A 23,360-nucleotide genomic window follows, 5' to 3' on the forward strand; every position below is an offset into this window, starting at 1 on the left:
ATCACTACCGAAGAGTAGGTCGTGGTGGGGATCCCTAGCAACACCCGACCTACCCCCGAGTAGTGCTTGCTATCCCAAGCACGGAGACAGCGCTGGTGACGGGGCATACAGAGTGACGTGGAACCGTGACCGCCCGCTACCGGCTGGTACCCCCCACCATGGTGCGACCGCTCGCGGTGCGGCCGAACGACAGGGCCCCGCGGCGCGGGTGTCCGGGGTAGGTCGGCAGTGAGGTTCTCAGGAGGGCCGATGACGTCCATGCAGGGTCGAGAGCACGAGACACTCGAGGTTCGGGAGCAGGCGCAGCGGGTCGTGGAGACCGTCCGCGAGGCGCTGGACCCCCGGACGGTCGCGGCGAAGCTCGATCCGGTGGGCTTCGCCCCCGCGCTCGCCGGGGCGGCCCGCTCGGTGCTGACGCGCCCGGTCGCGGCGGCGCGCACCGGGCTCGGCTGGGGGGTCGACGCGGGCCGCGCGGGTGTGGTCTCCGCGTTGCGGGCGGTCGGGAGCACCGCCTCCGGCCCGGCCGTGCTGGCGGAGCGGGACCCGCGCTACGCGGACCCGGTCTGGGAGGAGAACGCCTGGTACTGGCTCTGCCGTCAGCAGCACGGGCTGCTCGCGGACCGGCTGCGTGAGCTGACGGCGGGGATGACCGTGGACCCGGTGTCCCGCCGGAAGATCGACTTCCTGGTGGGGCAGCTCGTCGAGGCCGCGGCGCCGCCGAACTGGCCGATCTCGAGCCCGGCGCTGGTGCAGCGGGCCTTCCAGACGGGCGGGAAGAGCCTGGTCCGCGGGGCGCGCAACGCACTGCGGGACCTCGTGCAGAACGGCGGGATGCCGCGCCAGTTCACCCCGGGCGAGCTGAAGGTCGGCGAGCAGCTGGGCGCCACCCCGGGCAAGGTCGTGTTCCGGAACCGGCTCATCGAGCTGATCCAGTACGCCCCGCAGACCCCCAAGGTGCACGCGGTCCCGCTCCTGATGAGCCCGCCGTGGATCAACAAGTACTACATCATGGACCTGGCGCCGGGCCGCAGCCTCGTGGAGTGGGCGGTGCAGCACGGCCACACCGTCTTCATGATCAGCTACCGCAACCCGGACTCGTCGCTGCGCGAGCTCTCGATGAGCGACTACCTGCGCGAGGGCCCGGTCGCGGCGCTGGACGCGGTGCAGCGGATCACCGGTGCGCCCAAGGTCAACGTGGCCGGGCTGTGCCTCGGCGGCGCGATCGCCACCTCGATGGTGGCCTGGCTGTCCGCGCGCGGCGAGGACCGGGTCAACTCGCTGACCCTGATGAACACGATGCTCGACTACACCCGACCCGGCATGCTCGGCGTCTTCGTCGACGAGCCGACCGTGGACCGGCTCGAGCGCACCATGCGCAAGGACGGGTACCTGCCCGCCGCCAGCATGAAGCGCACGTTCGACCTGCTGCGCGCGACCGACCTCGTGTGGAACTACGTCGGCACGAACTGGTTCCAGGGCGACGACCCGCGGCCCTTCGACATGCTGACCTGGAACGGCGACTCCACCCGGATGCCCGCCGAGATGCAGACCGAGTACCTGCGGACCCACTACCTGCGCAACGAGCTGGCCGAGGGCAAGCTCGAGCTGGCGGGGGAGCGGCTGGACCTCGGCGACGTCACCCAGGACGCCTACGTGATCACCGCGGAGCGGGACCACATCGCGCCCTGGGAGTCGGTCTACACCGGCGCGCGCAAGCTCGGGGGAACGGTCCGCTTCGTGCTGTCCAACTCCGGGCACATCGCGGGTGTGGTGAACCCGCCCTCGCCCAAGTCCCGGCACTGGTTCTCCGAGACCGCCGAGCTGCCGCGCAGCTCCGCGGACTGGCGGGACGACGCGACCGAGCGCCGCGCCAGCTGGTGGGAGGACTGGACGCCGTGGATCGCCGAGCGCGGGGGCGAGCAGCGCACGCCGCCGGCGTTCGGCTGCGCCGAGCTGCCGGTGCTGGGCGACGCGCCCGGGGAGTACGTGCGCGGAAGCTGACACACTGGACGCATGACGACGGGTGAGGCCGGTCCGACGCAGGACCGGACGGGTTGGGGAGAGCAGGTCAACGCGCTGGGCGGGTTCATCCGCACGCAGCGCCAGATGGCGAAGCTCTCGCTGCGCGAGATGGCCTCGATGACCCGGGTCTCTAACGCCTACCTCAGCCAGGTGGAGCGCGGGCTGCACCAGCCGTCGCTGAAGGTGCTGCAGTCGATCGCGGACGCGCTGCACCTCAACACCGAGCAGCTGCTCCGGCAGGCCGGGTGGGGCGGCGAGGCGGCCGAGCCCGAGTCCCCGCCGCGGTCGGCACCGAGCTCCGTCGAGGAGGCGGTGCGGGCCGAGACACGCCTCACCGAGGAGCAGAAGGCCGCGATCATCGGGGTCTACCGGAGCTTTCTGGACCTCTGACCAGCCGTGGTTGACATACTTAACAGCCGTGCGTAGTTTCGGTAGCACCGCAGCCACACACGGAGGAAACACCATGGCAGCCACCGACCGCCTCACCGATCTCGCCAAGGGCGCGTTCGCCACCTGGACCGACACGCTGTCCGCGTTCCGCCCCGCGCTGCCGTCCTCGGAGGACGCGCGGGGTCTGCTGGACACCGGGTTCAGCGCGGCCGAGAAGGTCCTCGCCGTCCAGCGGGACTTCGCCAAGGGCGTCCTCGACGCCGGCGTGCAGGTCGTCGAGAAGGTGCAGACGAAGAAGTAGTCAGGTCTCGACGAGGACCGTGAAGGGGCCGTCGTTCACCGACGCCACCCTCATGTCCGCGCCGAACACCCCGGTCTCCACGTGGGCGCCGCGCTCGCGCAGCGCGGCCACCACGGCGTCGACCAGGGGTGCGGCGACCTCGGGTCGCGCGGCCGCCGTCCAGCTGGGGCGGCGGCCCTTGCGCGTGTCGCCGTAGAGCGTGAACTGGCTGACGACCAGCAACGGGGCGCCCGCGTCCGCGCAGGACCGTTCGTCGGCGAGGATCCGCAGCTCCCACAGCTTGCGGGCCATGCGCTCGACGGACTCCGGGCCGTCTCCGTGGGTGATGCCGAGCAGCACCAACAGCCCCTCGCCCTCGATCGCCCCGACGGTGCGGCCGTCCACCTCGACCGACGCGCCGCGGACCCGGCTCGCGACCGCCCTCATGCCGAGACGAGCACGCCGTGGCGCACGAACTCGCGCACGGCGGGCAGCGTGGCCGCCACCAGCGCGTCCGTCGGCCGGTCGTGGGCGAAGGCGAGCAGCGTGATCAGCTCCTCCAGCGCCAGGGCGCCGGTGCACCCGGCGAGCAGCGCGGCGGCGGGCGCGTCCACCTCGTGGCGCCACTGGGGCCCGTCGGCCAGGACGACCGCGGACCCGGCGTCTCGCCACCCCTCGTCGCTCGCCGTCGCGTAGGTCTCCAGCGTGGCGGTGGGGGCCAGGCGCAGGCGGGCGCCGAGCAGGGCGTCGTCCGAGCGGTGCGCGCGCAGCCAGTCCATGCGGTCCAGCCACTGCGCCATCTCGAGGTTCAGCGGGTCGGCGAGCTCGCCCTGCAGGTCCTCGACCACGATCTCGCCGGGGCCGCCGTCGGACCGCTTGCGCACCAGCAGGAACCCGAACCCGACGCCCTCGACGCGCTCGGCCTCGAGCCAGTCCAGCCACGCCGAGGCCGCCGCGCGGGTGGCGGGCGCGGACAGGTCCAGCCCGGCGTCCCGTTGCCAGGTGCCCACGTGCAGGGCCGGGTCGGTCACCTCGCGCTGCAGGATCCAGGCGTCGCAACCCGCGGGGATCCAGGACCGCACCCGGTCCGGCCAGTCCTCGCCGCGCACGTGCAGCCAGGAACCGAGCAGCTGGGCGCGACCGCCCGCGCGCAGCCGGGCGGGCAGGTCGGCGAGCAGCCCGGCGAGGGCCGCGTCGCCCGCCCGGCCGGAGTCCCGGTAGACGTACTCGACCCGGCCGGGGCCGGGGACGAACGGCGGGTTGGAGACGATCGCGTCGAACTCCCGGTCGGCCACCGGTGCGAGCCACGGCCCCTCGACGAGCTCGACGCCGGTGACGCCGGACAGCGCCAGGGTGGCGCGGGCGACCGCGAGGGCCCGGGGCGCGACGTCCGACGCGACGACCCGCGCCGAGAACCGGCTCGCGTGCAGGGCCTGGACCCCGCAGCCGGTACCGAGGTCCAGGGTGTCGACGACCGGCGTCCGGACCAGCGACGACGCCAGGGTGAGGGAGGCCCCGCCGACCCCGGTGACGTGGTCGCGGTCCTGCCGCGCGGCCGGGGTGTCGAGGTCGGAGAGGACGTACCAGTCCGTCTCCTCCTCCCCGTAGGGGCGCAGGTCCATCGCGGCGCGATACCCCGTCGGACCGGCGGTGAGCAGGCCGCCGGAGACGAGCTCGTCGAGCGCCGGGAGCGGGGGCTTCTCCTCGGCGGCGCCCAGCAGGAAGAGCCGGACCAGCGCGCCGAGCTCGCCGGCCTCGCGGGTGGCGCGGGCGGGTGCCTCCAGCTCACCGCGGGTCAGCGCGGCGTGGGCGCCGTGGCCGAGCAGGTCCCGCACCCCGGTCGTCGTGAAGCCGTGGTCCAGGAGGGCGTCGCGGAGCCGGGCACACAGAGCGGGGGAGAGCACGGGAGGACGCTACCGTTGCACCCGTGCTGAGCCTCTCCCAGGACGCGGCGGCGGACGCGCTGCTCGACCGCGACCCCCTCGCCCTGCTCACCGGCATGCTGCTCGACCAGCAGATCCCGATGGAGAAGGCCTTCGCGGGCCCCGCCGTCCTCGCCGAGCGGTTGGGCACCGACCGGCTCGACGCGCGGCAGATCGCCGAGTACGACCCCGAGGCCTTCCTCGCCCTGTTCGCCGAGCGCCCGGCCGTGCACCGGTTCCCGCGGTCCATGGCGGGCCGGGTGCAGGCGCTGCACCGGGCGATCGTCGAGCAGTACGACGGGGACGTCACCGGCCTCTGGGCGGACGCGGCGGACGGCGCGGAGCTGCTGCGGCGGCTCTCGGCGCTGCCCGGGTTCGGCACGCAGAAGGCGCAGATCTTCGTGGCGCTGCTGGGCAAGCAGCGCGGCGTCACGCCGGCGGGCTGGCGGGAGGCCGCGGGCGCCTACGGCGACGAGGGGGCGTTCCGGTCCGTGGCGGACGTCGTGGACCCGGACTCGCTGCAGAAGGTGCGGGCGTTCAAGCAGGCGGCGAAGGCGGCGGCGAAGGCGGGCACGAACGCGGCCGGGTGATCGGCGTAGGCTGACCCCGTGCACAAGGTCCCCACCGACCGCCGCGACCTGCGGGTCATCGATCCCGATCAGGTGTGCGACGCGACGGCCGTGCTGGCCGACGTCGAACGCGTCCAGCAGGCCGCCACCGTGCTCGACGCGTTGGGCGAGGTGAACCGCCTCTCCATCCTGCTCGCCCTGCAACACGCGGGGGACCTGTGCGTGTCGGACCTGGCCGTCGCGGTCGGGATGAGCGACTCCGCGGTGTCGCACGCCCTGCGGCTGCTGCGCGCACACGGCATGGTCACGGCGCACCGGGAGGGCAGGCTGGTCCGCTACCGCATCGCGGGCGGGCTGGCGCGGCGGTTGCTGGAGGTCGTGTCGGAGGAGGCGGTCGGCCCGGTCCGGCTGCACGCCCACGGGGAGCACGACGAGTCGCGGGATCGGTGAACCGGCGTACCGTTGCCAGCGGTCACACGAGGAGACGGGGGTGACCGTGAGCGAACAACCCGAGCGGCCGGCTGAGCCGGTGCTCATCACGGACGCGCAGCTCTCCTACGAGGAGGAGCTGGCGATCCGCAAGCGCCGCTACAAGATCACGATGGGCATGCGCATCCCGTGCATGATCCTGGCGGCGGTCTTCTACCAGATCCCGTGGCTGGCGGTGACGCTGCTGGTCATCTCGATCCCACTGCCCTGGATCGCGGTGCTGATCGCGAACGACCGGCTGCCGAACAAGGCGTCGAAGCCGAACCGCTACCAGCCGGAGCGGCCCGCCCTCGAGTCGCGGGAGCACCCGGTCATCGAGGGTCCGAACAGCTGAGGGCCACCGCCACCCGGGCGGCGAGGCGGGCGTTGGCCCGCACGAGCGAGACGTTCGTGGCGAGGCTCGCCCCGCCGCTGGCGGCGTGGAAGTGCTCCAGCAGCGCGGGCGTGACGTCCTTGCCCGTGACACCGCGTTCCTCGACCAGCGCGAGCCCCTCGGCGAGCAGTCGGTCGTGCAGGGCGGCGTCCAGCTCGTCGGGCTCGGGAACGGGCCGGGCGAGCACCATGCCCGATCCGGTCGTGTGCGCCGCCCACACGCGGGCGGCCTCGTCCGGGCTCTCGACGCGCCAGGGCACGGCGAACCCGGAGTCCCGCCGGTAGAAGCCGGGGAAGCGGTCGGTGCGGTAGCCGAGCACCGGCACCGAGCTCGTCTCGAGGACCTCCAGGGTGGCGCCGACGTCGAGGATCGACTTCACCCCCGAGCAGACCGTCAGCACCGGCGTGGTCGCCAGCGCGGCCAGGTCGGCCGAGACGTCCCAGGTCTCGCGGGCGCCGCGGTGCACCCCGCCGAGCCCGCCCGTCGCGAACACCGCGATCCCGACGGCCGCGGCCAGGTGCGCGGTCGCCGCCACGGTGGTGGCGCCGGAGAGTCCCAATCCCGCCGCGACCCCGAGGTCGCGGACCGACAGCTTGGCGATCTCCTCGGTGCAGACCCGGTCGAGTCCACGCGCGTCCAGCCCGACGTGGGCCCGGCCGTCGAGCACCGCGATCGTGGCGGGCACCGCCCCGAGCGCCCGCACCTCGGCCTCCAGCTCGTCCGCGGCGGCGCGGTTGCGGGGCGCGGGCAGACCGTGCGCGAGGATCGTGCTCTCCAACGCCACGACGGCCGTGCCGGCCGCGAGCGCCTCGGCCACGGCGGGGGAACACACGGGGCTGCTGTCGACACGGGCCACGTGGGGCATCATGGAGCACATGGCCACCCAGGTTCTGCCCGACACCGAGACCCGGCCGGAGACGACCGACTCCACCGGCTCCGACGAGCCGAAGATGTTCCACTACGTGAAGAAGGCGAAGATCGCCGAGAGCGCGGTGCTGGGGAACATGGTGGAGGCGCTCTGCGGCGAGCGGTTCCCGGTCACCAAGTCGCCCAAGCCCGGTTCGCCGGTCTGCCCGGACTGCAAGAAGATCTACGAGGGCCTGCCCAAGGGCGACGACTGAGGAGCTAGGGCCGGTTGCGCCCGGTCCGCCGGGTCGGCGTGGCGGCGCGCGGGTCCTCCGGCCAGTGGTGCTTGGGGTAGCGCCCGCGCAGCTCGGCGCGGACCTGCGGGTAGCCGGTGTCCCAGAAGGACTCCAGGTCGTCGGTCACCGCGGCGGGCCGCCCGGCGGGGGAGAGCAGGTGCAGCAGCACCGGCACCCCGCCGATCCGCGGCGACGCCGTGGCGCCGAACATCTCCTGGACCCTGACCGGGAGCGTGGGGCGCTCGCCCGAGTAGTCGACGGCGATCGCCGAGCCCGTCGGGACCGTCAGCCGCGGCGGGGCCAGCTCGTCGATCCGCCCGGCGAGCGGCCAGCCGACGAGCGCGCGCAATGCGTCGCCCGCATCGACCGCGGCGAGGTCCGCGCGCCGGCGGGCGGTGGCGAGGGCGCCGGCCAACGGGCCCGCGGGGTCCTCGGCCGCGGCGACCAGGCCGTCGTCGGAGACGTCCGGCCACGGGTCGCCCACGGCACGGTGCAGGAAGTCCAGCCGCTCCCGCAGCGCCCGGTCGGCCCGTGACCAGCGCAGCAGCTCCGGGCCCTCGGCGTGCAGACCCGCGCGCAGCGCGGCTCGGACGAGCTCCGGATCGGGATCGCGCAGCGGGGACTCCTCGAGGACGATCGCGCCCAGCCTGCGCAGCCGCACGGCCCGCACGTCCCCGTCGGTCCAGGTCACCTCGTCGGTCTCGGTGAGCAGCGCGGCGGCGGCGCGTTCGGCGGTCTCCCGGTCCGCCGCGGCCGCGAGCCGGACCCGCCCGTGCACCGCGCCGGGGACGCGGTCGGCCACGGCCACCGCGAGCCACTCCTGCGCGCCCAGCGCCGGATCCCCGACGACCTCCACCGCAGTGCCGCCCGCCAGGAGGAACACCGGCGCATCCCCGGCGCGCCGCCGGGCCACCCGCTCCGGCTGCGCCAACCCGACCACCAGCGCCGTCGCCGCGCCCGCACCCCGCCCGGGTCCGCGCACCGCTGCTCTCTCGGCTGCGCTGTCCGCTGCGCTGCCTGCGGATGCGCTGGTCGTGGATGCGCTGCTCGTGGATGCGCTGCCTGCGGATCCGCTGCTCGTGGATGCGCTGCCTGCGGATCCGCTGCTCGTGGATGCGCTGCCTGCGGATCCGCTACTCCTGTACGCACTGCCCGCGGATCCGCTACTCGTGGGTGCGCGCCCGGCGCGCGCGCCGTCCGCAGGCACACGGGCGGGGCCGAGGCCGTCCCGAGCCCCCGCCGCTCCTCGGCCGACCAGGCCGGCGAGCCGGCCGACCTCGGCCCGCCAGCGGTGCGTGGCGGGGTGGGCGCCTGCGCGGAGGCGACCGAGCTCCGCGGTGAGGTCGGCGCCCTGGGTGAGGGTGTCGTCGTCGAGCACCGCGACGATCTCCGCGGCCGTGCGGGCGCCGACGGCGTCCGCGCCGTCGAGCAGGGCGCGGGCGAGGCGGGGGTGCAGCCCGAGGGTGGCGAGCCTGCGGCCGCGGGGCGTGATCGAACCGTCCGCGCCCACGGCACCCAACGCGCGCAGCACCTCGCGGGCGGCGGCCAGCGGCCCGGGGGGCGGCGCGTCCCACCAGCTCAGGGCGGCCCCGTCCGGGGTGCCCCACACGGCCAGGTCGAGCGCCAGGCGGGTGAGGTCGGCGGTGCGGATCTCCGGTTCGGGATAGGGCGCCAACCGCTGCCCCTCGGGCCAGCACCGCACCACGGTCCCCGGTGCCTCGCGCCCGGCGCGGCCGGCCCGCTGGTCGGCGACCGCCCCGGAGACCGGCACCGTGACCAGCCCGGACATCCCGCGACGATGATCGACCCGCGGGACGCGCGCCAACCCGGCGTCCACGACGGCACGCACCCCGGGCACGGTCAGGCTCGACTCGGCCACGGAGGTCGCCAGCACGACGCGCGACCCCGAGTCCCGCAGGGCGGCGTCCTGCTCGGCAGCGGACAGCCGCCCGTGCAACGGCAGCACCGGCACCCCCACCCCGCCGAGCGCCGCCGCCGTGCGCCGGATCTCCGGGACGCCCGGCAGGAAGGCGAGGACCGACCCGGCGCCCAGCACGCCCCGCACCCCGCGCGCCACGCAGGCCTCGATCCGCTCACCGCGCTGCGGGGGCGCGTACCGGACCTCGACCGGGTGCGTGCGGGCCTCGACCTCGACCACCGGGGCCCCGCCCAGGAGCTCCGCGAGCCGCCCCGCCGCCACGGTCGCCGACGCGGCGAGCACCGGGAGATCGGGACGCAGGCCCGCGCGCGCGTCGAGCAGGAGGCTGAGCAGCAGGTCGGCGTCGAGGTGGCGTTCGTGGCACTCGTCGAGCATGACGGCACCGACGCCCGGGAGGTCGGGATCGGCGATCAGCCTGCGCAGCAGCAACCCGGCGGTGACGACCTCGACCCGGCTGCCGGGGCGGGCGTCTCCGCGCACGGCGTAGCCGATGCGCTCCCCGACCCGCTCGCCCACCAGACTCGCCATCCGCGCGGCCGCGGCGCGCGCGGCCACCCGCCGCGGTTCGGCGACCAGCACGGTCCCCTCGACGGCGTCCGCGAGCGCGAGCGGCACGAGCGTGGTCTTCCCGGTCCCGGGCGGTGCGACGAGGACCGCGGCACCCGCAGTGGTGAGCGTGTGGGTGACGGTCGAGAGCACCCCGCGGACGGGGAGGTCGGGAAGCCGTTCGGCGAGCACGCCTGCAGTATCGAGGTCTCGCGAACGGGTGTGGACGACTCGGGGTGCGAGTCGGTCAGGCTTCGGCGGGCCCGGTGGGGCTCGTGCGGCGGGCCGTGGTCGCCTCGACGGCGGCCCGAGCCCGGGCGAGGTTGCGGCCGACGACGGCGAGCAGCCCGAACGTGCCCGCGACGGCGACGAGGACCGCGGCGGCTGCGCCGAGCCCACCGACCACGCCCGCGAACACCACGAGCAGGGCGCCGAGGACGGCGAACACCAGGCGGGCCAGGCGGACTTCGCGCGGGGTGGGTTCCGCGGCCTCCGTGCGGGCGAAGCGCCCGCCGAGGTCGGGGAACTGGCCGAGGAGGCGCTGCTCGAGATCATCGAGCTGGCGGCGCTCGGCATCGGTCAGACGCGGGGGACGGGACTCCGGGACGCTCACCCCTCCGTCATACCCCCGATCGTGGGGTCTCGACACATGATGGTCCTCCCGGGCGACGCTCGGTCGGTGAACAGCCGGCGTCACGGGACGAGCGGACGCCCCTATCTGAACGATCGTTCATCAAGTACTGTCCCGCGCATGAGCACCGTTGCCGACTCGACGCGGGTGGCGGAGGCCGCCCACCAGGTCGTCCGGGACCACGACCCGACCGAGGTCCCGGTCCAGGAGTTCCTCGCCGCCACCTTCGACGCGGGACTCGCCTGGGTCCACTTCCCCGAGGGCCTCGGCGGCCTGGGCGTCCCGCGCGGCCTGCAGGCCGTCGCGGACACGATCATCCAGGACGCGGGCGGGCCGGTGCCGTTCTCGCTCAACCCGATCGGCTACGGCATGGCCGCACCGACGCTGCGCGAGCACGCCGGGACCGACGAGCTCAAGCGGGAGTGGCTGCGCCCGCTGGCGTCGACCGAGCACATCTGGTGTCAGCTGTTCTCCGAGCCGGGCGCGGGATCCGACCTCGCGGGCCTCGCCACGAGCGCGGTCCGGGACGGCGACGAGTGGGTGGTCAACGGACAGAAGGTGTGGACGAGCCTCGCCCACCGCGCCCGCTGGGCGCTGCTGCTGGCCCGCACCGACCCGGACGCCCCCAAGCACAAGGGGCTGACCTACTTCGTCGTCGACATGACGGGACCGGGCGTCGAGACGCGCCCGCTGCGCCAGATGACCGGGCAGGCGGAGTTCAACGAGGTCTACCTCGAGAACGCCCGGATCCCGGACGCCCACCGGCTCGGCGCCGTCGGAGACGGCTGGCGGGTCGCCATGACCACGCTCATGAACGAGCGGAGCTCGATCGGCTCGTCCGGCTCGCGCCGGGGCAGCGGCACGATCGCGGACGCGGTCGCGCTCTGGGCCTCCCGCCCGGACCTGCACACCCCCGTCCTGGAGGACCGCCTCACGCGGCTGTGGCTGCGCAGCGAGGCGCAGCGGCTGACCTCGGAGCGCTCGCGCGCCCTGGCCACCGTCGGCGGCCCCGGCCCCGAGGGCTCGGTGGGCAAGCTGGTCGGTGCCGAGCTCAACCAGCACGTCTACGAGTTCTGCATGGACCTGCTGGGGCCCGAGGGCCTGACATACCACGACTACACGATGCGAGACCTCCAGCGCGGCGAGGACTACCGCGGCCCGCTGCAGCAGCGCTTCCTGCGCTCGCGGGCGAACACCATCGAGGGCGGGACCTCGGAGGTCCTGCGCAACATCCTGGGCGAGCGGGTGCTGGGTCTGCCCGGCGACCTGCGCGCCGACTCCGGCAAGGCGTGGAAGGACATCCCCCGTGGCTGACTCTCCGGAGTTCGTGTTCTCCGACGAGCAGCGCGAGCTGCGCGCGGCGGTGCGTCGGTTCGCGGCCGACCAGTCCGACGAGCAGGTCGTCCGCAGGCTCATGGAGTCCGAGCCGGGCTTCGACCCGAAGGCGTGGGCCCGCCTCGGCGGCGAGCTCGGCGTGCTGGGGCTGTCCGTGCCCGAGGAGCTCGGCGGGGTCGGCGGCACCCTGGTCGACCAGGCCGTGGCCGTCGAGGAGCTCGGCGCGGCGCTGTTCTGCGGGCCGCTGTTCGGGACCGTCATGCTGGCGATCCCCGCGCTGGTCGCGGCGGGCGACGAGCAGCTGCTGCCCGCCCTCGTCGAGGGCACGCGCACGGCGGCGTTCGCGGTGGGGGACCGGGGCGGCGCGTTCGACCCGGCGGATGTCACCGTGCGGGCCACGGCGGACGGGGCGCTGTCGGGCACCGTCGAGCGGGTGGTCGACGCCGCGGCGGCGGACGACCTGCTGGTCGCCGCCACCGGACCGGACGGCGTCGGGCTCTACGCGGTGGACGCGGCGGCCGCGGCGACGCAGGTCCGGCGCACCCCGCTGACCACACTGGACTCCACCCGCCGACAGGCCACCGTGGCCCTCGACGGCGCGGTGGGCAGGCTCGTCGCGGGACCGGACTCCGCGGAGCGCGTGATCACCCACGCGCTGCAGGTCGGGGCGGCGCTGCTCGCCGCCGAGCAGGTCGGTGGGGCACAGCACCTGCTGGACCTGTCCGTCGAGTACGCCAAGGGCCGCCTGCAGTTCGGCCGCCCCATCGGGTCGTTCCAGGCCGTGAAGCACACCCTCGCCGACATGCTGGTCGAGGTGGAGCACGCGCGGTCCGCGGCGTACCACGCGGCCTGGGCGCTGGGCGACGGCTCGGACGACCCGGCCCTCGCGGCGAGCATCGCGCAGGCGACGGCCTCGCCCGCGTTCGCCGGGGTGGCCACCGACACCATCCAGGTGCACGGCGGCATCGGCTTCACCTGGGAGTACCAGGCGCAGCTGTACTACAAGCGGGCCGTCACCGACGCCGCCCTGCTGGGCAGCGCCGAGCAGCACCGCGGCCGGATCGCGCGGCTGGTCCTGGACACCGCCTCGGCGGACGGGGCGCCCTGGGTGGCCACCGGCACCGAGTGAGCCACAGGTCCGTTCGGGCGCAGCGTGGCCCCCGAACGGATCTGTCCCGAACTGCGTATGGCGGTCTCCGCGCTGGCGGAGTGCGCTGTGGTCCCCACCTCCAGGAGGCCGCCATGCCCAGGATGACGATCGACTGTCGCACCATGCCGAGCGACGCGAACTGTTCGATGACCCTGACCGGCGAGCCGGACGACCTCGTCGAGGCCGCGGCGGCCCACGCGGTGGCCTCCCACGGGCACGTCGACGGCCCGGAGCTGCGGGACGGTTTGCGCGGCGCGATGCAGCCCGCCTCCCTCGACCTCGGCCCGGGGGAGTTCCTGCAGGTCATCGAGTTCCGGACGGACCGCATGGCCGAGTTCGAGGCGGCCGAGGACGAGTGGCTGGCCGCGATCGGGGACGCCCGGACGGCGGTGTGGTCCGTGGTCGCCGCGGACCGGGACGACCCGGGACGCTTCGCCGAGTTCGTCCTGTTCCCGGACTACGACTCGGCCATGCGCAACTCCAAGCACCCGGCCACCGACCGCATCGCGGAACGGATGGCCGAGATCGCCTCGCAGCCCACCTTCCGCAACCTCGACATCCAGCGGGTGCGGATGTACTGACCCGCCCGGTCCCGGCTCAGGCCCCGAGGCGCTCGGCGAGCCGTTCGATCCCGCCGCGGATCGTGGCGGCGTACCCCGCCTCCGCACCCTCCAGCGCACCGAGCCGCTCCCGTGCGGCGGCGAGATGCTCGCCGGCTTCGGCGAGCGCGCCGACCCGGCGGTAGGACTCGGCCAGGTTCAGGTGCAGGGACGGGTAGAAGCTGGACAGGCGCAGGGCCGGGTGGTGCGACTCCGCCCGGCCCGGGGCCACCTCCTCCGCCGCGGCCAGCGCCCGGCGGTCCCACTCCAGCTCGGCCGCCGGGTCCTCCTGGACGTCCGCCGCGTAGTGCGCCAGGACGCACCGATGGAACGGGTCGGACAGGTCGGGCCACAGCGCGGCGAACCCGGCGGCCGCCTCGGCCCGGGAGCCGCTGTGCGACAGCGTGATCAGGGTGGTGATGCGGTCCATCACCGGGTCGGCCGTGTCGGTCATGGCCGGGACGCTAGCGGGCGGGACCGACAGCTTCGGCCGTCGTGCTGGTGGGCCGCGCCGCCCACCTGTGAAGATGGCGCCGTGGACGTGCGGAGACGGATCCTCGACGCGGCGGTCGAGGTCTTGGCCGCCGCCGGGTTCGAGGCGGCCTCGCTGAGCGAGGTCGCGGCCCGAGCCGGGGTGTCCCGGCCGACCGTCTACCGGCATTTCGGCACCCGCGAGCAGCTGGTCTCGGCGGCGCTGCTGCGCCTCTCGGGCGAGGTCGTGGAGCGGATCTGGGCCACGGCGAACGCCGCGGGCTCGCCCGCCGAGGTGGTCGTCGAGGCGACCCTGCGGGCCCGCTACGAGTTCCGCACCCAGCCCGCGCTCGCGCCCGTCGCGTTCCCGGAGCGCAGCACGTTCGCCCTGGCCAGGGCCAGCATGTCCACCGAGGCGATCGCGATGACCAAGCGCTTCCTCGCCCCGCTGCTGGACCACCGGCCGGAACTGGCGGACGAGATGGACGAGATCGCGGAGACTGTCATCCGCTTCCTGCTGTCCCTGGTCTGGTTCGACGGCGCGGCGGGCGCGGACGAGGACGCCCTGCGCGGCTACCTGCACCGCAGACTCGTCCCCGCGCTGGGCCTCGCACCCGCCCGCCGGGAGAGCGGCGTCGGCTGAGCGCCGTCCACCGGCTCCCCCGACCAGGGGATCTTAACGATTGTTCTGTAGGCCACAGGGTCAACGCGGTCACATCTGACTGTTTCGCTGCTAGCGTTTCCGGCAGGCCGTACGCCGTGAACCGAAGGAGCTCCACCGTGCGAGATGCTGTGATCGTCGAGGCCGTCCGGACACCGGTCGGCAAGCGCAACGGCGGACTGTCGGGCGTCCACCCGGCCGATCTCTCCGCGCACGTGCTGACCTCGCTGGTCGAGCGGGCGGGTGTGGACCCGGCCGAGATCGAGGACGTCATCTGGGGCTGTGTGTCCCAGGTCGGCGAGCAGACGATGGACATCGGCCGCACCGCGGCACTGGCGGCCGGCTTCCCGGAGACCGTCACCGGCGTGACGATCGACCGACAGTGCGGGTCCTCCCAGCAGTCCGTGCACTTCGCCGCCGCCGGCCTGGTCGCGGGCCAGTACGACGTCGTGGTCGCGGGCGGTGTCGAGTCCATGAGCCGGGTGCCCATGGGGTCCTCGAGCAACGGGCAGAACCCGTTCGGCGAGAAGTTCCTCGCCCGCTACGACGGCGTGTTCCCCAACCAGGGGATCGGCGCCGAGATGATCGCCGAGCAGTGGGGCTTCTCGCGCACCGAGCTCGACGAGTTCGCGATCGGCTCGCACGAGAAGGCCGCCGCCGCCCGCGCCGAGGGCCGCTTCGACGGCCAGATCACCCCGGTCGGCGACGTCGCCCAGGACGAGGGCATCCGCCCCGGTGGCACGGTGGAGGGCCTCGCGAAGCTCAAGACGGTGTTCAAGGAGGACGGGGTCATCCACGCGGGCAACGCCTCGCAGATCTCGGACGGCTCCGCGGCCCTGCTGATGATGACGTCGGAGAAGGCGAAGGCGCTGGGCCTGACCCCGATCGCCCGGGTGCACACCGCCGTCCTCGCGGGCGCGGACCCGATCATCATGCTCACCGCCCCGATCCCGGCCACCCAGAAGGCCCTGGCGAAGTCCGGCCTGAAGATCGACGAGATCGGCGCCTTCGAGATCAACGAGGCCTTCGCCCCCGTCCCGCTGGCGTGGCTGAAGGACATCGGTGCGGACGCCAAGGCGCTCAACCCGAACGGCGGCGCGATCGCCCTGGGGCACCCCCTCGGCGGCTCCGGCGCCCGGATCATGACCACGCTGATCCACCACATGAAGGACAACGGCATCCGCTACGGCCTGCAGAGCATGTGCGAGGGCGGCGGACAGGCCAACGCGACCATCCTGGAGCTGCTGTGAACATCGACGGACAGGTGGCCCTCGTCACGGGCGGGGCGTCGGGCCTCGGCCTGGCCACGACCGAGGCCCTGCTCGACGCCGGTGCGTCGGTCGTGATCCTCGACCTGCCCACCTCGCAGGGCGCGGCGATCGCGGAGAAGCTGGGCGACAAGGTCGCCTTCGCGGCGGGGGACGTGCGCAACGAGGCGGAGGTCGCCGCCGCGCTGGACCGGGCGGCCGAGCAGGGCACCCTGCGCGCGGCCATCAACTGCGCGGGCACCGGCAACGCGATCAAGACCGTCGGCAAGAAGGGCGCGTTCCCGCTGGCCGACTTCTCGCGGATCATCGACATCAACCTGGTCGGCACGTTCAACGTGATCCGGCTGGCGGCCGAGCGCATGGTGGCCACCGACCCGGTCGAGGGCGAGCGCGGCGTCATCGTGAACACCGCGTCCGTGGCGGCGTTCGACGGGCAGATCGGCCAGGCGGCCTACTCGGCGTCGAAGGGTGGCGTCGTGGGCATGACGCTGCCGATCGCCCGCGACCTGGCGAGCGCCCAGATCCGGGTGGTCACCATCGCGCCCGGGCTGTTCGAGACCCCGCTGCTCGGCGGGCTCCCGGAGGAGGCCAAGGAGTCGCTGGGCAAGCAGGTCCCGCACCCGGCCCGGCTCGGCAGGCCGAGCGAGTACGGCGCGCTGGCGGCCCACATCATCGCCAACCCGATGCTCAACGGCGAGGTCATCCGGCTGGACGGCGCCATCCGCATGGCGCCCCGCTGAGCAGGCCCGAGGAGACACCGTGAAGCGCACGCTCTACGACGACGACCACGAGGCCTTCCGGGAGTCGTTCCGGAAGTTCGTCGCGACCGAGATCGCGCCGAACGACGAGGCGTGGGCCCGGGAGGGCATCGTGCCGCGGGAGGTCTTCGCCAAGGCCGGTGCCAACGGTTTCCTCGGCATGGACGTGCCCGAGGAGTTCGGCGGCGGCGGGGTGCGGGACTTCCGCTTCAACGCGGTGATCATCGAGGAGCTGATGCGCACCGGCAACGGCGGCGCGGGGCTCGGGATCACGCTGCACAACGACATCTGCATGCCCTACTACCTCTCGTTCGCGAACGAGGAGCAGCAGGCGCGGTGGCTGCCGGGCATCGTGTCGGGCGAGCTGATCACCGCCATCGCCATGACCGAGCCGGGCATCGGGTCGGACCTGGCGTCGATGTCGACCACGGCCCGCCGCGACGGTGACCACTACGTCGTCAACGGCGCGAAGACCTTCATCACCAACGGGATCAACTCCGACCTGGTGATCACGGCGGTGAAGACCGATCCCACGCAGAAGCACAAGGGCATGTCCCTGCTGGTGCTCGAGCGCGGGATGGCGGGCTTCGAGCGCGGCCGCAACCTGGACAAGCTCGGCCAGCACGCGCAGGACACGGCCGAGCTGAGCTTCACCGACGTCCGGGTGCCGGTGGCGAACCTGCTCGGCACGGCGGAGGGGCAGGGGTTCACCCAGCTCGTCACCAAGCTGCCGCAGGAGCGGCTGTCCATCGCGGTCGCCGGCGTGGCGGCCGCGCGGGCGGCGCTGGACTGGACCCTGGAGTACGTGAAGGAGCGCAGGGCCTTCGGGCAGCCGATCGGCTCGTTCCAGAACTCCAAGTTCGTCCTCGCCGAGATCGCCACCGAGGTGGACATCGCCCAGCACTACGTGGACGACTGCATCCGTGCGCTCAACGCGGGCGAGCTCGACGCGGTCGACGCGAGCAAGGCGAAGTACTGGTGCACGGAGCTGCAGGGCCGGGTCGTGGACCGCTGCCTGCAGCTGCACGGCGGGTACGGGTACATGAACGAGTACCCGATCGCCCGGGCGTACGCGGACGCCCGGATCACCCGGATCTACGGCGGCACCACCGAGATCATGAAGGAGGTCATCGGCCGCTCGCTCGGCCTGTGACCAGCACTGACCAGCACAGATTCGGTGCCGGCTGCAACCCGCCCCGGAGACGACGTCTCGTCACCCGGGCGGGTTGCTCTTTCGTGGGCAATCCGACTCTTCGCGGTCGACCCGTAACGCGCTCGATAATGACGCTCTGTGGTCAGCGGGCGCTCACTCCATGACCGAGTGTTGATGTATTTCACGGTTCAACCCGACTATGACGCTGTTATGGTTGGTTTCCGTGACCGACCGGCCACCCCTCGGTGACCAACGACCCTGTCCCTCGCTAGGTTCTCCCCATCCCGATCAGTCACGCACAGTTGCCTCTGGCGCGAAGTGGTCGGGTGTCCATGAGAAACCTGAGAGCAGGGAGTGACCATGCAGGTGCGCACGATGGCGCGGGTGGCGACGGTCGGTCTGGTGGCGGCGCCGCTCGCGCTCGCGGCGAGCGGGATGGCGTCCGCGAGCGAGGGCGGGCACGGGGGCGGCTACTGCGTCGGACCGGTCGCGAGCCAGGACGGCGGGCTCGCCGACCTCGATGCCGCGATCGACCCGACGCTGAACGTCGGCTCGATCCTCGGCGGCCCGACCAGCCAGCAGGTCGTCAAGGCCGACCGGTCCAACTCGGGGATCCTGCAGTCCGGGGACTGCGGGTCCGCGTTCCAGGCGGCCGACCTGATCGGGGTGGCCCTGGACGTCAGCCCGACCATCAACCTGGGCGGCCTCCTCGGCGGCGCGACCCAGCAGTCGGTGTCGACGCTCGACTCGTCGAACTCGGGGATCGTCCAGAGCTGAGCCAGACGTCCGAGGACTCAGGCGGTGGGTTCTCGGCCTCGCGCCTACGGCGCCCGTGCGTGGTAAGTGGTGCCAGAGCACCACTTACCACGCACGACCCCTCAGCTCGACAGGATCTGCCAGAGGGCGTCCAGATCGTCCTGCGTGGTGGTCAGGGAGCCCACGGCCACCCGGATCACGTAGTGGCCGTCGACCACGGTGTGGGTCAGGAAGGCGCGACCGGTGGCGTTGACCCGCTCCAGCAGGGCCTTCGTCGCGGCGTCGCCGGACGCGTCGCGGAGACACACCAGCGCCAGGGACGGCGGGGCGGCGAGGACGAACCGGGGGTCCGCCTCGACGCGCGCGGCCAGGGCCTGCGCCAACCGGACGTGCTCCCGGATCATCGCCCGCAGCCCGGCGAGCCCCATCCCGTGGAGCACGGCCCACACCTTGAGGGCGCGGAAGCGACGGCCGAGCGGGACCTGCCAGTCCCGGTAGTCCACGACCTCGCCGGACTCCGACGCGCTGTTGCGCAGGTACTCCGGGGTGATCGAGAGGGCCGCGGGCAGTGCGGCGCCGTCCCGGACCCAGAGGAACGAGGCGTCGAACGCGGTGCCGAACCACTTGTGCGCGTCGGTGCAGAGGGAGTCCGCCCGCTCGACCCCGTCGAGGACGCCCCGGAACTCCGGGCACACCGCCGCGACGCCCGCCCAGGCCGCGTCGACGTGCACCCACATCCCGTCCGCGGCGGCACACACCGCGGCCACGGGATCGACCGTGCCCGTGCCGGTCGTCCCGACGGTGGGGCACACCAGGATCGGCCGCAGCCCGGCGGCCCGGTCCGCGGCCAGCATGTCCGCGAACCCCGCCCAGGACGGGACGATCCGCAGCGCCCCGGCGCCCAGCCCCGCGATCCGCACGGCCTTGGCCAGCGACGAGTGGGTCTCGGCGGTGACGTAGACCCGTTCGTCGCCGCGGACCCCGTCCTCCCGCCAGCCCGGGTCGGCCCGGTGCAGCGCGGCGAGCAGGGCCACGAGGGCGGCGGAGGAGGCCGAGTCCTGCAGCGACCCGCCCCCGCCCCCGTCGAAGGTGAACGCAGTGTCCAGCCCCAGCGCCCGGGCGGCGCCGTCCACGACGACCTGCTCCACCTCCGTGGCCGCGGGGCCGGTGGACCAGAGCATCCCCTGCGCGCCGAGCCCGCCGGACGCGAGGTCGCCGAGCAGCGAGAACAGCGAGGCCTGGGCGGGGAAGTAGCCGAAGTACCGCGGGTGCTGCCAGTGCAGCGACCCCGGCACGACGACGTCGTCCAGCAGGCCCGTGAGGGCGGCCCCCAGGTCGGGTGCGGGGTCTTCGGGGAGGTCCAGCGGCAGCGCCGCCCGGATCTCGCCGGGCTCGACCGCAGGCCGGACGGGCAGCTCGCGCAGCCCCGCCCGATAGCCGGCCACCCAGTCGACCAGCTGGTACCCGAGCCGCCGGAACTCCTCCGGATCCAGATCACTCACCGCGGAAACCTAACCCCCGATGAGGTCGTGAGTGGTAAGTGGTGCCAGAGCACCACTTACCGCGCACGGGCGCGCAGCGCTGTCTTGAGGACCTTCCCGGAGGGGTTGCGCGGCAGCTCCTCCACGATCTGGATCAGGCGCGGGCGCTTGTAGCCCGCGAGGTGCTCCTTGCAGTAGGCCTCGATGGACTCCAGCGTCGGCGGGTCGGCCGGGTCCGCGGGGACGACGACGGCCAGCGGCGTCTCGCCCCACTTCGGGTCCGGCACCCCGATCAGCGCCACGTCCCCGATCCCGGGGTGCGCCGCGAGGACGTTCTCCACCTCGGCGCAGTAGATGTTCTCGCCACCGGAGATGATCATGTCCTTCTTGCGGTCGACGACGTAGTAGTAGCCGTCCTCGTCCTGGCGCACCATGTCGCCGGAATGGAACCACCCGCCGCGGAAGGCCTCCGCGGTCTCCTCCGGCTTGTTCCAGTACCCGCTCATGACCAGCGGGCCGCGATAGACGATCTCGCCGACCTCACCCCGGGCGACGTCGTTCATCTCGTCGTCCACGACCCGGACCTCGACGTTCGCCATCGGCGCGCCCACGGACCCGATCTTGCGGATCGAGTCCTGGCCGCGCAGCAGGGTGGTGACCGGGCTGCACTCGGTCTGCCCGAACGACGTCGTGACCTCGGCCTGCGGGAACGTGTCGATCATGGTCTGCAGCAGGGTGGTCGTGGCGGGGGCGGCGCCCCACGAGATCCGCGTGAGCGCGGACAGGTCGCGGTCCGCGATGCCGGGCACCGCGCAGATCGCCGCCCACTGCGCCGGCACGCAGAAGCAGGTCGTGACCCGCTCGCGCTCCAGGATGTCCAGCGTCTCGACCGGGTCGAAGCTGCCCGACCTCGGGATGACGACCGTGCCGCCCGCGGTGATCGCGATGTGCGACCCGGCGACCCCGGCGATGTGGAACAGGGGAGCGCCGGACATCGACACGACGTGTTCTCCGGTGCCACCGAGGTGGGTGATGTTGGAGAAGGAGTGCAGGTAGAGGTTGCGGTGGCTGAGCATGGCGCCCTTGGGCCTGCCGGTCGTGCCCGAGGTGTACATGATGAACGCGGTGTCGTCGTCGGAGTTCGGCAGCTCGACGTACTCCGCGGACGCCGCCGCGAGCACCTCCTCCAGGTCGCCGCCGATCGTGATGACCTGCCGCACCCCGGGCACCTGCGCGAGGGCCTTGTCCAGGGTGGGGCGCAGCCCGGCGTCGACGATCACGGACACCGCTCCGGAGTCGGTGAGTGCGTGGGCGATCTCGTCCGCGACCAGCCGGAAGTTGATCGGGACGCAGATCCCGCCCGCCCGCAGCGGGGCGAGGTAGGCCTCCAGCAGGTCCGCACTGTTCAGGCCGAGGACGGCCACGCGGTCACCCGGCTCGATCTCCAGTGCGTTGGCCAGCCGGGTGATCCGGGCGTCGGACTCCGCGTAGGTGCGGCGGAGTCCGGCGCCCGCGTCCACCAGGAACGAGACCTCGGGGGTGACCCGCGCCCAGCGGGCCACGATGTCGCTGAAGCTCATCCCCCGACCCACGACGGGGCCCGACTGCGATGTCATGCCGCCAGCCTGCCGAACTGATCGCCCGTTCAGCAAGTCCCGCGGGGGGCCGAGCCCGGACCGGACGGGCCGGCTACTGGTGCGGGTAGCGGTCCCGCAGCTCCTGCTTGACGAGCTTCCCGGTGGGCGTGCGGGGAAGGAAGTCGGTGAAGTCGATCGTGCGCGGCGCCTTGTAGTGCGCGATCCGCTCACGGACGAACTCGATGAGGTCCTTCTCCAGCGCCGCGTCCCCGGTCACCCCCGGGGCGGGCTGCACGACCGCCTTGACCGACTCGCCCATCTCCTCGTCCGGCACGCCGATGACCGCGACGTCGAGCACCGCGGGGTGGGTGACCAGCACGTCCTCGATCTCGCGGGGGTAGATGTTCACCCCACCCGAGATGATCATGAAGGCCTTGCGGTCGGTGAGGAACAGGTAGCCGTCGTCGTCGAGGAAGCCGAGGTCCCCGGTGGTGGTCCAGGTCGGGTGGTCCGGGTGCGTCGCCGCCGCGGTCTTCTCCGGGTCGTTGTGGTACTCGAAGGGCCGCTCGTCCCGCTCGAAGTAGATGGTGCCGACCTCGAAGGGCGCGAGGACCTCGCCGCCCTCGCCGACGATCCGCACCACACCCAGCCCGGCCCGGCCGACCGTGCCCCGCCGCTCCAGCCACTCCGCCGAGTTCACGAACGTGATCCCGTTGGCCTCGGTGGCGGCGTAGTACTCGTAGAGCACCGGGCCCCACCAGTCGATCATCGCCTGCTTGACCTCGGGCGGGCACGGGGCCGCCGCGTGGATGGCGACGCGCAGCGAGGAGTGGTCGTAGCGGAGCCGGACCTCGTCGGGCAGCTTGAGCATCCGCACGAACATGGTGGGGACCCACTGGCTGTGCGTGACGGCGAACCGCTCGATCGCCGCGAGCGCGCCCTCCGGGTCGAACCGCTCCAGGATCACCGCGGTGCCGCCGAGCGCCTGCACCGTGGCGGAGAAGCGCAGCGGCGCGGCGTGGTAGAGCGGGGCGGGGGACAGGTACACGGTGTCGGCGTCGAACCCGTACATCGGACCGAAGATGTCGATGTAGGTGTCCCCGGGCTCGTCCACGGCGGAGTCCGGCAGGGTCGGCTTGATGCCCTTGGGACGGCCGGTGGTGCCGGAGGAGTAGAGCATGTCGGCGCCGCGGGGCTGCTCGGGCAGCGGCTCCGCCGAGACACCCGCCAGCTCGGTGTCGTAGTCCGCGTACGCCGTGGACCCGGGGATCTCCCCGCCGAAGGCGATCTTGATCGGGACCTGCACCTGGTCGCCGATCGCGGCGGCCAGCCCGGCGACGCCCGCCGACACGATCAGCGCCTTCGCCCCGCAGTCGGTCACGATGTACGCGGCCTCGGGCGCCGACAGGTGGTGGTTGACCAGGGTGATGTAGAGCCCGGAGCGCCGGGCCGCCCAGTAGACCTCGAACACCCGCGGAGTGTTCTCGCTGACCAGCGCCACCACGTCGCCGCGGCGGAGCCCCCGGTCGTGCAGGTAGCGGGCCAGTCGCGCCGAGCCCTCGTCGAGCTCGCGGAAGGTGAGTGCGTCCCCGCTGCCGGCCATCACCACCGCGGGCTTGTCGGGCGTGGTGGCGGCATGGGTGCCGGGGTACATGGTCGTCCGTCCTCTTCCTCGATCGACGTGGCCGGCTCCCGATCCTGGCAGAGATCGGTCTCGCGGTGTCCGGTCGGGTGAGGAGGGTCCCAGGGGTGGACGACGGCGGGTTCCACCGAAAGGCCGAGCGAAACGGACATCCGGAATGGGACCCGCCGGTCACGAATGGTGAGGGACCCGCTTCCGCACGGTTA

24 protein-coding genes are annotated in these 23,360 nt (G+C 73.3%); 15 read left to right on the forward strand and 9 right to left on the reverse strand.

The window, feature by feature from the left end:
• Window positions 1-249: 249 nt before the first annotated feature.
• The 3 genes from L3X23_RS08045 (at window position 250) to L3X23_RS08055 (ending at window position 2,713) form a co-directional block, all read left to right on the forward strand.
• Window positions 250-2,001, forward strand: coding sequence for an alpha/beta hydrolase (locus L3X23_RS08045; RefSeq protein WP_237191477.1), 1,752 nt, complete (start codon window positions 250-252; stop codon window positions 1,999-2,001).
• Window positions 2,002-2,013: 12 nt separating this feature from the next.
• On the forward strand, window positions 2,014-2,412 hold the full coding sequence (locus L3X23_RS08050) for a helix-turn-helix domain-containing protein (protein ID WP_093075049.1): 399 nt from the start codon (window positions 2,014-2,016) through the stop codon (window positions 2,410-2,412).
• A 73-nt stretch (window positions 2,413-2,485) separates the two neighbouring features.
• On the forward strand, window positions 2,486-2,713 hold the full coding sequence (locus L3X23_RS08055) for a hypothetical protein (RefSeq protein WP_237191478.1): 228 nt from the start codon (window positions 2,486-2,488) through the stop codon (window positions 2,711-2,713).
• Here L3X23_RS08055 and dtd read toward each other — a convergent pair whose 3' ends face one another.
• On the reverse strand, window positions 2,714-3,139 hold the full coding sequence (dtd, locus tag L3X23_RS08060) for a D-aminoacyl-tRNA deacylase (RefSeq protein WP_093075044.1): 426 nt from the start codon (window positions 3,137-3,139) through the stop codon (window positions 2,714-2,716).
• Window positions 3,136-4,596, reverse strand: coding sequence for a methyltransferase (locus tag L3X23_RS08065; protein ID WP_237191479.1), 1,461 nt, complete (start codon window positions 4,594-4,596; stop codon window positions 3,136-3,138). Before L3X23_RS08065 ends, dtd begins: the two co-directional genes overlap by 4 nt.
• A 23-nt stretch (window positions 4,597-4,619) precedes the next feature.
• On the opposite strand from L3X23_RS08065, the gene L3X23_RS08070 reads away from it, so the two are divergent.
• Genes L3X23_RS08070 through L3X23_RS08080 form a run of 3 tightly spaced genes read left to right on the forward strand, consistent with a single transcriptional unit; the run spans window position 4,620 to window position 6,006 of the window.
• A complete protein-coding gene (locus L3X23_RS08070) occupies window positions 4,620-5,204 on the forward strand; it encodes an HhH-GPD-type base excision DNA repair protein (RefSeq protein WP_237191480.1) in 585 nt (194 codons plus the stop codon).
• An 18-nt stretch (window positions 5,205-5,222) separates the two neighbouring features.
• The gene (locus L3X23_RS08075; RefSeq protein ID WP_237191481.1) at window positions 5,223-5,633 is read left to right on the forward strand and encodes a helix-turn-helix transcriptional regulator; all 411 of its coding nucleotides are present in this window, start codon (window positions 5,223-5,225) and stop codon (window positions 5,631-5,633) included.
• 46 nt (window positions 5,634-5,679) lie between these two features.
• A complete protein-coding gene (locus L3X23_RS08080; protein ID WP_237197956.1) occupies window positions 5,680-6,006 on the forward strand; it encodes a DUF3099 domain-containing protein in 327 nt (108 codons plus the stop codon).
• Here L3X23_RS08080 and L3X23_RS08085 read toward each other — a convergent pair.
• Window positions 5,984-6,910: a pseudouridine-5'-phosphate glycosidase gene (locus L3X23_RS08085; protein ID WP_237197957.1), complete on the reverse strand. Its 927-nt coding sequence runs from the start codon at window positions 6,908-6,910 to the stop codon at window positions 5,984-5,986. The two genes, L3X23_RS08080 and L3X23_RS08085, sit on opposite strands and share 23 nt — an antisense overlap.
• A gap of 10 nt (window positions 6,911-6,920) precedes the next feature.
• Between L3X23_RS08085 and L3X23_RS08090 the strand changes: the two genes are divergently transcribed.
• Window positions 6,921-7,166, forward strand: a complete 246-nt coding sequence (locus tag L3X23_RS08090; protein ID WP_093076037.1) for a DUF3039 domain-containing protein — start codon at window positions 6,921-6,923, stop codon at window positions 7,164-7,166.
• Between the two features lie 4 nt (window positions 7,167-7,170).
• On the opposite strand, the gene L3X23_RS08095 is transcribed toward L3X23_RS08090, so the two are convergent.
• Together L3X23_RS08095 and L3X23_RS08100 are read right to left on the reverse strand one after the other, a co-directional pair.
• Window positions 7,171-9,864 (reverse strand): ATP-dependent RNA helicase, encoded by a 2,694-nt coding sequence (locus L3X23_RS08095; protein WP_237191482.1) that lies wholly within the window; start codon window positions 9,862-9,864, stop codon window positions 7,171-7,173.
• Between the two features lie 55 nt (window positions 9,865-9,919).
• Window positions 9,920-10,285: a DUF3040 domain-containing protein gene (locus L3X23_RS08100; protein WP_176921116.1), complete on the reverse strand. Its 366-nt coding sequence runs from the start codon at window positions 10,283-10,285 to the stop codon at window positions 9,920-9,922.
• A gap of 138 nt (window positions 10,286-10,423) precedes the next feature.
• Between L3X23_RS08100 and L3X23_RS08105 the strand changes: the two genes are divergently transcribed.
• From L3X23_RS08105 to L3X23_RS08115, 3 genes are all read left to right on the forward strand, one after another.
• A complete protein-coding gene (locus tag L3X23_RS08105) occupies window positions 10,424-11,617 on the forward strand; it encodes an acyl-CoA dehydrogenase family protein (protein ID WP_237191483.1) in 1,194 nt (397 codons plus the stop codon).
• Window positions 11,610-12,767: an acyl-CoA dehydrogenase family protein gene (locus L3X23_RS36060; RefSeq protein WP_237191484.1), complete on the forward strand. Its 1,158-nt coding sequence runs from the start codon at window positions 11,610-11,612 to the stop codon at window positions 12,765-12,767. Before L3X23_RS08105 ends, L3X23_RS36060 begins: the two co-directional genes overlap by 8 nt.
• A gap of 113 nt (window positions 12,768-12,880) precedes the next feature.
• Window positions 12,881-13,369: a DUF1059 domain-containing protein gene (locus L3X23_RS08115; protein WP_237191485.1), complete on the forward strand. Its 489-nt coding sequence runs from the start codon at window positions 12,881-12,883 to the stop codon at window positions 13,367-13,369.
• Between the two features lie 16 nt (window positions 13,370-13,385).
• Here L3X23_RS08115 and L3X23_RS08120 read toward each other — a convergent pair whose 3' ends face one another.
• Complete coding sequence (locus tag L3X23_RS08120) at window positions 13,386-13,841, reverse strand: hypothetical protein (RefSeq protein WP_237191486.1); 456 nt, start codon at window positions 13,839-13,841, stop codon at window positions 13,386-13,388.
• A gap of 81 nt (window positions 13,842-13,922) precedes the next feature.
• On the opposite strand from L3X23_RS08120, the gene L3X23_RS08125 reads away from it, so the two are divergent.
• The 5 genes from L3X23_RS08125 (at window position 13,923) to L3X23_RS08145 (ending at window position 18,475) form a co-directional block, all read left to right on the forward strand.
• Complete coding sequence (locus L3X23_RS08125; RefSeq protein WP_237191487.1) at window positions 13,923-14,501, forward strand: TetR/AcrR family transcriptional regulator; 579 nt, start codon at window positions 13,923-13,925, stop codon at window positions 14,499-14,501.
• Between the two features lie 137 nt (window positions 14,502-14,638).
• Entirely contained in the window at window positions 14,639-15,769 is a 1,131-nt protein-coding gene (locus L3X23_RS08130) for an acetyl-CoA C-acyltransferase (protein ID WP_237191488.1), read from the forward strand.
• Window positions 15,766-16,527: a 3-hydroxyacyl-CoA dehydrogenase gene (locus tag L3X23_RS08135; RefSeq protein WP_237191489.1), complete on the forward strand. Its 762-nt coding sequence runs from the start codon at window positions 15,766-15,768 to the stop codon at window positions 16,525-16,527. The genes L3X23_RS08130 and L3X23_RS08135 overlap by 4 nt, the downstream gene beginning before the upstream one ends.
• A gap of 19 nt (window positions 16,528-16,546) precedes the next feature.
• Window positions 16,547-17,698, forward strand: a complete 1,152-nt coding sequence (locus tag L3X23_RS08140) for an acyl-CoA dehydrogenase family protein (protein WP_237191490.1) — start codon at window positions 16,547-16,549, stop codon at window positions 17,696-17,698.
• 360 nt (window positions 17,699-18,058) lie between these two features.
• Entirely contained in the window at window positions 18,059-18,475 is a 417-nt protein-coding gene (locus L3X23_RS08145; RefSeq protein ID WP_143029906.1) for a hypothetical protein, read from the forward strand.
• Between the two features lie 101 nt (window positions 18,476-18,576).
• Here the strand turns inward: L3X23_RS08145 and L3X23_RS08150 are convergent, their stop codons facing one another.
• The 3 genes from L3X23_RS08150 to L3X23_RS08160 form a co-directional block, all read right to left on the reverse strand.
• Window positions 18,577-19,947, reverse strand: a complete 1,371-nt coding sequence (locus tag L3X23_RS08150) for a pyridoxal-dependent decarboxylase (RefSeq protein ID WP_237197958.1) — start codon at window positions 19,945-19,947, stop codon at window positions 18,577-18,579.
• Between the two features lie 65 nt (window positions 19,948-20,012).
• Window positions 20,013-21,551 (reverse strand): long-chain-fatty-acid--CoA ligase, encoded by a 1,539-nt coding sequence (locus tag L3X23_RS08155; RefSeq protein ID WP_237191491.1) that lies wholly within the window; start codon window positions 21,549-21,551, stop codon window positions 20,013-20,015.
• 73 nt (window positions 21,552-21,624) lie between these two features.
• Window positions 21,625-23,166, reverse strand: coding sequence for an acyl-CoA synthetase (locus L3X23_RS08160; protein ID WP_237191492.1), 1,542 nt, complete (start codon window positions 23,164-23,166; stop codon window positions 21,625-21,627).
• Window positions 23,167-23,360 lie beyond the last annotated feature (194 nt).

Origin of the sequence: Pseudonocardia sp. WMMC193 (assembly GCF_021728735.1) — a bacterium.
Classification (GTDB): Bacteria; Actinomycetota; Actinomycetes; order Mycobacteriales; family Pseudonocardiaceae; genus Pseudonocardia; species Pseudonocardia oroxyli.

Excerpts from the sequence above, each read along its gene's own strand:
- L3X23_RS08045 (WP_237191477.1), top strand. The coding sequence starts at position 250 with ATGACGTCCATGCAGGGTCGAGAGCACGAGACACTCGAGGTTCGGGAG.
- L3X23_RS08050 (WP_093075049.1), top strand. The coding sequence starts at position 2,014 with ATGACGACGGGTGAGGCCGGTCCGACGCAGGACCGGACGGGTTGGGGA.
- L3X23_RS08055 (WP_237191478.1), top strand. The coding sequence starts at position 2,486 with ATGGCAGCCACCGACCGCCTCACCGATCTCGCCAAGGGCGCGTTCGCC.
- dtd (WP_093075044.1), bottom strand. The coding sequence starts at position 3,139 with ATGAGGGCGGTCGCGAGCCGGGTCCGCGGCGCGTCGGTCGAGGTGGAC.
- L3X23_RS08085 (WP_237197957.1), bottom strand. The coding sequence starts at position 6,910 with ATGCCCCACGTGGCCCGTGTCGACAGCAGCCCCGTGTGTTCCCCCGCC.
- L3X23_RS08090 (WP_093076037.1), top strand. The coding sequence starts at position 6,921 with ATGGCCACCCAGGTTCTGCCCGACACCGAGACCCGGCCGGAGACGACC.
- L3X23_RS08105 (WP_237191483.1), top strand. The coding sequence starts at position 10,424 with ATGAGCACCGTTGCCGACTCGACGCGGGTGGCGGAGGCCGCCCACCAG.
- L3X23_RS08115 (WP_237191485.1), top strand. The coding sequence starts at position 12,881 with ATGCCCAGGATGACGATCGACTGTCGCACCATGCCGAGCGACGCGAAC.
- L3X23_RS08120 (WP_237191486.1), bottom strand. The coding sequence starts at position 13,841 with ATGACCGACACGGCCGACCCGGTGATGGACCGCATCACCACCCTGATC.
- L3X23_RS08145 (WP_143029906.1), top strand. The coding sequence starts at position 18,059 with ATGCAGGTGCGCACGATGGCGCGGGTGGCGACGGTCGGTCTGGTGGCG.
- L3X23_RS08155 (WP_237191491.1), bottom strand. The coding sequence starts at position 21,551 with ATGACATCGCAGTCGGGCCCCGTCGTGGGTCGGGGGATGAGCTTCAGC.
- L3X23_RS08160 (WP_237191492.1), bottom strand. The coding sequence starts at position 23,166 with ATGTACCCCGGCACCCATGCCGCCACCACGCCCGACAAGCCCGCGGTG.